A 4,224-nucleotide genomic window follows, 5' to 3' on the forward strand; every position below is an offset into this window, starting at 1 on the left:
AAGTAAAAATTGCCGAAGCGCTCGATCGCACTTCCGTCCTTTTCTTCCCCAACTCCAAAGCCCGCCTCACCACACCCTCCGGCCGACAAAACCAAGAACCAGATTTTCTCATTTTCCACCAAGGCAAATGGGGTATTCTGGAAATATGGCATCCCGACACAGAAAAGGATGAAACGCGCGATCGCATCTTTGCATCCCACGGCATCTTCACCATCCACTATTGCGAGGCCCGCAGGTGCAGTCAAGAACCCGATCGCGTTGTCCGAGAGTTTTTAGACATATTGAGTCAGGGATAGGGCGATCGCATTTAGTTAAGGCGTATTCCTGTATCGATCGGCGATCGAACACATCTTATGAACTCCTTAAACTTCTTCATCAAGATTAGACAAAATATCTTCCAAATCCCTAGCACCATGCAAAACACGGAGAACCTCCACCCGATCGTCTTGAATCCGGTAAAAAATTAGATAATCTGGAAAATCCTTAATTCGCCACTGACGAATCTCCCCCATCCGAGAAGAAACCAATCGCACGACTTTTCCCATTCCCGGTATCGTCGCTAATTGTGCAAAAGTGGCTTCGGCTAACTCCAGAAATCGCTCCGCAGCACGAGCATTTCCATTGACCAGAATATAGTTTGCCTGTTGTCTGAGATCCTGTGTGGCACGATTTTTGACAATTAATCGATCGCTCATACTGGTTGTGAATCGCCACCCAAAAGAGATGCCCGCAAATTCTGCCAGTAAGCAGGCGTCACTGGTTCTCCCTCCGAGTCTAAACCCTCTTGCAGTAAACCTTCTAGTTTGGCTTGTGCCTGTTTTCGCTGCCGATCTTGCTGCACCAAATCTAGAAAATATTCTACCGCACTGGCATAAGCCCCTGACTGAATTTGAGCATCAATATAGATTTGCAGCTCTTCTGGTATGGCAAGAATAACGTTCATCGTCAACACAGATTTAGGATATCTATCATTGTATCGATCGGCGATCGGGCAGCACCATAAAAATTAAAATTTGCAGCTTGAACATCGGTTGGACACTTTTGGATGTTCACAACTTAAAAGCTATGCGATCGAACCTACAAGAAAACTGGTCTATCTACATCAACCATACTTCCCAGAAGACTCAGCCGCCGCCGCGAGTCTATCCATCACGGCTCTACCAATCACTGCCAACTCACTAATCGGCATACATTGAATTTTCTTGAGCAGATCGTTGGTATTGACAGGTTCCTGCACCGGCTTGCCTTCGAGGTGAGCCATGAGCTCTTCCATCGTAAAGCCTGCTCTTGTCGCAATCTGAGTCAAATTTTTCGTATCTGGAAGTACCTGCCCCTTTTCCCAATACAAGACAGAAGCAGCAGAAACTCCCAACAGCTTGCCAAAAGCAGTCAGACTCATCGAGCCCCGCGCTAATTTAACAACCTCAATTAGTTTTTCCGTTTTCTCATTTTTCGGTGTTACCTTTGGATTGGGATTAGGTGTGCGGTTTAACGGAGGGACAAAAGATTTAATCAGTGCTTCTTCAATTTGCGAAAGCAATGATTCATCACTACAATGAAGCCATGCAATCCGAACATTCCCTATCGTTTTCAGTTCGGTATAGCGATGGTGAGCATTCCAGCGAGCAGCCAAATTTTTAGAACGACCAATATAAAGAATTTCATCCGAATTTCCAAGGGCAAAATAAATAGCGGGTAATCCCGGTAAGTTCTGTTTTTCTGTTAAAGGCAAAGATGGTAAAGTCAATGGGTTAACTTGCAATAACTTTTCGATCACTTTTTTGTACCTAAAAAAATAAACGATTTTATAAAAGCAGCCAACACAGCCAATATAATACAGATCGTTAATTCCCAGTTTACAGATAAATTTGCCTAATACTCATTCTCCAGCAGCCTCAGCCGATGCAGCGAATCTATCCGCTACAGCTTTGCCAATTAGCGCCACCTGACTCAGAGGCAAAAACTGAATTTTTTTGACAATATCGTTAATTTCTGGTGGTTGCGAGACTGAATTGCCATCCAAAATGCTGAGAAACTCTTCCAGAGTATAGCCGGCTCTCGCTGCGAGCTTACCCAAGTTTTCAGTATCGGGAACCGTATCGCCTCTTTCCCAAAGTTGAACAGCAGTAGCAGAAACGCCTAAAAGCTTACCAAACGCTCGTTGACTCATTGTTCCACGAGCAGTTTTGATGATTTCACTAAGTTTTTGTCTATTTTTGATGTTCACAAGTTAAAAGCTACTCGACCTTACCTACAAGTAAACTGGTCAGTTCATAAATCATTATCATTCGATAGTTTATTATTTGACTTGCCACCATTGACAAACAAGTCAGTTTAGTATAAAGTTAAAAGTATAAATTTAGTAGTCCTGGATCTGAGTATCCCTCGCGATCCAGCAGTCAGAAAATAATGACTAATAGACGCACACAGAAAACACGCAACACCCGTCAAAGCCTCACAGCCTCCGGTTGGCTCAAACCCCAGCGCTGGCAAATCTCCAAAATAGAAGCAGCCGAAGCTCTGAGAATGCCCGTCAACCGCATAGTCAAAGTGTATCCCAAACAGCATCAAGTAATAGTCGTCTATCTGAACCAGAAAGGACAAAAATGCAGTTCCTTTTTCAGCTACAGACTATTTGCCAGATGGCAGCAAGAGACGATCGCCACAATTGCCAGTTGTCGAAACCAGCAAACTCTCGCACCCCTAGAAATCATAGTACAGTATGACCTCGAACATTTCAAGTATCCAGTCCAAAGCGCCGATGCAATTTGGGAAGCCCTACTCAACCACATCCGTCAAGTCATCACAGAACAAAGGCTCAACCTAGCTTGCGCCTAGTCCCCCATCAACCCCCACCTATGTTGATCGTGGTTAATGCTTGGGAAAATCGATTCCTGAGATGGATATTCCTTGCATCTTCTGTACATATCGTCCTTGAGCCGCTACACACTCTGCCATTTTTTGAGCCTGTATAGGTTGACTCCTCGGATCTGGTGAGGTGCCTCTATACTCCCATACACCACCACGACCACTATTTATTACTTTTCCATTTTTTTCTAAGATTAACTCTTCTCCGGTAGCATCAATATAGAATTTCCCCTTTTGAAAAGACACGCTGCTAATTGTGATATCTTCCACTCCCTTGTAAGGATTTGCAGGGCCCTTGACAATCTTAATACAGATTCTATTGTTTTTATGTGCAATTTCTCTCCGGGAATTATTGAACATGGTTCCTTGAGAGTAGTAAGTTCCTGTGGGTAGAATTGTAGAATTTTCTTGATTACTTTGAGCAGATGACAAAGATGAAATTGATAGAAGAATAGAACTAGCAATTAGTGTCTTGATTGCCCCAAATTTCATTTTAATCAAACTCCATTAAAATTGTTTTTTCCGATTCAACACGATCATAAATTATCTAAAAACTCCTCTAGGGTGACATTTGCTTGGCGAAGATTTCCAGCTAGTGTCCCAGAATCTAATTCATCATGGAATGGCACACTACAACTATCTATTTGCTGTACAACCCGAACCCGTTTGAGAAAAACGTGACTACCATTTTGCGGCCTATCTCTCCTGAATTCCAAACGTTCTAAAGACCTAATAGCTTGTTTACCTGAAATTCTTGGCAATTGAGACCAAGGTATAGCTGAATGGGAATTTTGTGACGGATTTTGAAGCCGAACGTTTAAATCTTCAATAATATTTTCTAATGTTTTAGTGTTCTCTTGGGCTGCACTAAGAGCGCTTTCTAACTGCTTATTTCGTTTTTCTAAAAAGTCAGTTTTGCCTTTTTTATATGAACATAATTCGGTGTTTAACTTAACTTTTTCCTTTTCTAGCTTGTCAATTTCTTCCACATAATAATTTTCCCCCTTTCTTGACTCTTCCTTAGTCCGATCTAATTCTGTCCTAGCTCCTTCTAGTGCGGCGGTCAGTTCATTAATATTAGGTATTATTTCTAGCTGCTGCTCTAGCTGACGAGATTGCTGTTGTATTAAATCTCGATCGCGCTTCAAATCAGCTATTGTCTGATTGAGCGCTTCACTCCGCTGCTTTGCTTCAGATTCTCGCTGAGACGTTTCTTGCCACTCTTGCCATAGTAATTGCAAGTCGTCTTCTAAAGTTTGAGCAGTTTCTTGCTGTTGCTGTTCTTTAAGAGCCAGTTCGCTTTCATAAGATGCAATTTGATTTTCCAGTTCTCTCTTATTTTGCTCCTGTTCTTGC

At 42.5% G+C, this 4,224-nt stretch carries 7 protein-coding genes and 1 pseudogene; 2 read left to right on the plus strand and 6 right to left on the minus strand.

Features of this window, described 5'->3' with window-relative positions:
- Positions 1-296, plus strand: a pseudogene (locus WBA89_RS08220) (hypothetical protein); the annotation flags it as partial.
- A gap of 66 nt (positions 297-362) precedes the next feature.
- On the opposite strand, the gene WBA89_RS08225 reads toward WBA89_RS08220, so the two are convergent.
- From WBA89_RS08225 to WBA89_RS08240, 4 genes are all read right to left on the minus strand, one after another.
- Entirely contained in the window at positions 363-695 is a 333-nt protein-coding gene (locus tag WBA89_RS08225; protein WP_424405484.1) for a type II toxin-antitoxin system RelE/ParE family toxin, read from the minus strand.
- Entirely contained in the window at positions 692-943 is a 252-nt protein-coding gene (locus WBA89_RS08230; RefSeq protein WP_424405486.1) for a ribbon-helix-helix domain-containing protein, read from the minus strand. Before WBA89_RS08230 ends, WBA89_RS08225 begins: the two co-directional genes overlap by 4 nt.
- Before the next feature lie 159 nt (positions 944-1,102).
- On the minus strand, positions 1,103-1,747 hold the full coding sequence (locus WBA89_RS08235) for a GIY-YIG nuclease family protein (RefSeq protein WP_424405488.1): 645 nt from the start codon (positions 1,745-1,747) through the stop codon (positions 1,103-1,105).
- 132 nt (positions 1,748-1,879) lie between these two features.
- Positions 1,880-2,170, minus strand: coding sequence for a helix-turn-helix domain-containing protein (locus WBA89_RS08240; RefSeq protein WP_424405490.1), 291 nt, complete (start codon positions 2,168-2,170; stop codon positions 1,880-1,882).
- 239 nt (positions 2,171-2,409) lie between these two features.
- Between WBA89_RS08240 and WBA89_RS08245 the strand changes: the two genes are divergently transcribed.
- Complete coding sequence (locus tag WBA89_RS08245) at positions 2,410-2,838, plus strand: hypothetical protein (protein ID WP_424405492.1); 429 nt, start codon at positions 2,410-2,412, stop codon at positions 2,836-2,838.
- Positions 2,839-2,871: 33 nt separating this feature from the next.
- On the opposite strand, the gene WBA89_RS08250 is transcribed toward WBA89_RS08245, so the two are convergent.
- Positions 2,872-3,360: a hypothetical protein gene (locus tag WBA89_RS08250; protein WP_424405494.1), complete on the minus strand. Its 489-nt coding sequence runs from the start codon at positions 3,358-3,360 to the stop codon at positions 2,872-2,874.
- Positions 3,361-3,404: 44 nt separating this feature from the next.
- Positions 3,405-4,224, minus strand: an 820-nt coding sequence (locus WBA89_RS08255) for a type II toxin-antitoxin system HicA family toxin (protein ID WP_424405496.1), incomplete at its 5' end; no start/stop codon positions are given.

It is taken from the genome of Microcoleus sp. (assembly GCF_049646505.1).
In the GTDB taxonomy this organism is placed as follows: domain Bacteria; phylum Cyanobacteriota; class Cyanobacteriia; order Cyanobacteriales; family Microcoleaceae; genus Microcoleus.

What these genes read in the sequence shown, in the direction of transcription:
- WBA89_RS08225 (WP_424405484.1), bottom strand. Translation starts at nt 695, where the DNA reads ATGAGCGATCGATTAATTGTCAAAAATCGTGCCACACAGGATCTCAGA.
- WBA89_RS08230 (WP_424405486.1), bottom strand. Translation starts at nt 943, where the DNA reads ATGAACGTTATTCTTGCCATACCAGAAGAGCTGCAAATCTATATTGAT.
- WBA89_RS08240 (WP_424405490.1), bottom strand. Translation starts at nt 2,170, where the DNA reads ATGAGTCAACGAGCGTTTGGTAAGCTTTTAGGCGTTTCTGCTACTGCT.
- WBA89_RS08245 (WP_424405492.1), top strand. Translation starts at nt 2,410, where the DNA reads ATGACTAATAGACGCACACAGAAAACACGCAACACCCGTCAAAGCCTC.
- WBA89_RS08250 (WP_424405494.1), bottom strand. Translation starts at nt 3,360, where the DNA reads ATGAAATTTGGGGCAATCAAGACACTAATTGCTAGTTCTATTCTTCTA.